Source organism: Aminobacter sp. P4_H6_2, assembly GCF_056400805.1.
In genome coordinates, this window is record NZ_JBFUKO010000714.1 from 1 (window position 1) to 2587 (window position 2587).

Consider the following 2587-nt stretch of genomic DNA (forward strand, 5'->3'; position numbering starts at 1 on the left):
ATCGTGGTGGCCTCGAAGCCGATGAACGCCGAGACGATGAACACCAACGCAAGGCTCAGGTTACCTGAGTTCACCGCACTGAACCCGAACGGCGCCAGAGTGATGCCCTCCGGACCCCCGCCGTTGACCAGAATGGCGATGCCAAGCAGGGACAAGACCAGCACCTCGGCGATCATGAACACGCCCAGCACGCGGCCCGAAAACTCGATCTTGCGCATGCCGCAGAGATAGACCCCTACGTTGAGCATGAGGCAATAGACCCACCAGGGAATGTCGAGCCCGGTGTACTGCGAGACGATTGCATTTGAGAAGATGCCGAACAGCGTCATCGCCATGAGCTGGACCGCGATGTAGGACGCGATTGAGATCAGCGCGCCGCCCACGCCCATGGGCTTGCCGAGACCTTTGGCGATGTAGGGGTAAAAGGACACCGCCCCGCCGATATGGGCGCTCATCGTGGTGAACCCGACGCTGAACAGCAGATACATCGCGCCCACCAGAATGAAGGTCAGCGGAACACCCGTGCCATTTCCGGCAGCGAAAGCATAAGGCGAAACGCCCACCACCACCGCCAGTGGCGCGGCGGCTGCGACGACGAAAAAGACGATGTGCCAGACGCCCATGGCATCTTTGCGCAGCTGCCCGCTGCCCGCCTCCAGAATAGACATGAACTTCCCTCCCTTATGGTTTCATTCGCCTCTTCCGCCGCGTCCCTCCAGACACGACGAAGGCATAGTTACGTGCTGGCTCTTGCTCCAGCGCGCATCAGACCTCCAGCACCAGATCGGACGTCGGTTGTGCGCAGCAGAGCAGCACATACCCCTCGCCGGGTCGCTCGAACGGCTCGACCGGATAGTGGAAATCGCCCCTCAACACGCGCGTCTTGCAGCTTTCGCAGCTACCGGCGCGGCAGGAATAATCGGGATAGAGGCCCTGCTCCTCGGCAAAATCCAGAAGCGAGGGGGCATCACCGGACCAGCGCGCCGAAATCCCGGACTTGGTGAACGTGACGCGTGGGCCGTCGCTCTTGCTGATGCTTGGGGCATGGCGCGGGGTGAAGTCGGAAGAGGGCCCAAAAAGCTCGTAGCGAATATCTTCGGCCCTAACGCCCAGGTCCAGCGCCATGTCATAAGCGCGTTGCATGAAGGCGCCCGGCCCACAGAGATAAACCTCACAACCGGCCCCGGGCAGAAGCGCTGCCAGTCGATCACGGTTTAGGTCGCCCGTGCTGTCGCAACCGGCACAATCGGAGGTGCCGTGCTTGTAGCAAATATGCACGCTCATATTCGCCGCCTGYGCCGCCAGCGCGCGGATCTCCAGTCCAAATACATGATGCGCGCCATCGCGGCAGACATGCACAAAGGCCACACGCCGACCCGAGCCTGCCAATTCCTTGGCCAGCAGCATCATCGGCGTGATGCCCACCCCGCAACTGAACAGGAGTACCGGCTTCTCAGAGCCTTCGCGCAAGCGAAACTCGCCGCGCGGCGCCGAAGCGCGCAGGACATCGCCCGGCTTCACCTCATCGAGCAGCCAGCTTGAGACATATCCGGGCGGGAGAGTGGGCTGCCCCTTGGGTGCGCGCTCGCGCTTGACCGTCAGCCGGAGCGCTCCGTCGGAAAGCCCGGAAACGGAGTACTCTCGCCGCAACGCATAGCTACCATCGCCAACAAGCGCCTCGACGATCAGATGCTCGCCACCGCGCGCTGTCACGGCGCCCTCGGGACGCAGCCAGAAAGACGAGATGTCAACGGCTTCTTCCTGCCGCGACAGGACAGTGTAGGCGTGAAACTTGCCGGTCATGCCGAAAGCCGCACATGCAGGTGCTCGACGCCGTTGACGAAGTTCGTCTGCACATATTCCGGTTCGCCCACAATCTCAATCTTCAGATTGCGGTCGAGGATTTCGTTGACAAGCTCGATCAGTTCCAGTCGCGCCAGTCCCGCCCCCAGGCAAGTATGCACGCCACCGCCGCCGAACCCGGCATGAATGGGCAGCTTGGGCCGCGTCACATCAAAACGAAGCGCATCGGAGAAGCGTGTCTCGTCGAAATTGGCCGAGGCATACCACATCACCACCTTGTCGCCGCGTTTGATCGGCGTGCCTGACAGTTCAGTATCGCGGGTGGCGGTGCGGCGGAAGTATAGGATGGGCGAAGAATAGCGCACGACCTCCTCGACCGCATTTGACACGAGGTCGCGATTGTGGCGCAGCACCTCGAACTGATCGGGATGCCTAGCGATCAGCAATGCCAGATGCGACATAGCCGTGCGCGTCGTCTCGTTGCCGGCAAAGATCAGCAGTCGGAAGAAATTGGTGTACTCGTTGTCGGTCAGCCGCTCGCCGTCGATCTCGGTCGAGACCAACTGCGAAACCAGGTCGTCCTGAGGCGCGGCGCGGCGCTCCTCACCCAGTTTGCGGGCATATTCGCTCAGCGCGTGGGCGGCCGGGCTGTTGAAGGGCAAAAGCCGCAGCGGCGTGGTGTTGCCATAGGCATGCGGATCCAGCGGTTCGGCCGATGTGCCGGCGACCAGATGGTCCGTCAATTCGATCATCAGGTCTCGGTCGGCCTCGGGCACGCCAAGCA

The 2587-nt window shown here is 62.1% G+C and carries 3 protein-coding genes; all 3 read right to left on the reverse strand.

The genetic code is table 11. The features are described from left to right. Window positions 1–668 (reverse strand): APC family permease (locus AC1DUU_RS29065; RefSeq protein WP_476786791.1); only part of this gene is annotated, 668 nt, incomplete at its 3' end. 97 nt (window positions 669–765) lie between these two features. Further along, entirely contained in the window at window positions 766–1803 is a 1038-nt protein-coding gene (locus tag AC1DUU_RS29070; protein ID WP_476786792.1) for a 2Fe-2S iron-sulfur cluster-binding protein, read from the reverse strand. Further along, the coding region (locus AC1DUU_RS29075) for a cytochrome P450 (protein ID WP_476786793.1) at window positions 1800–2587 on the reverse strand (788 nt) is incomplete at its 5' end. The genes AC1DUU_RS29070 and AC1DUU_RS29075, both read right to left, overlap by 4 nt.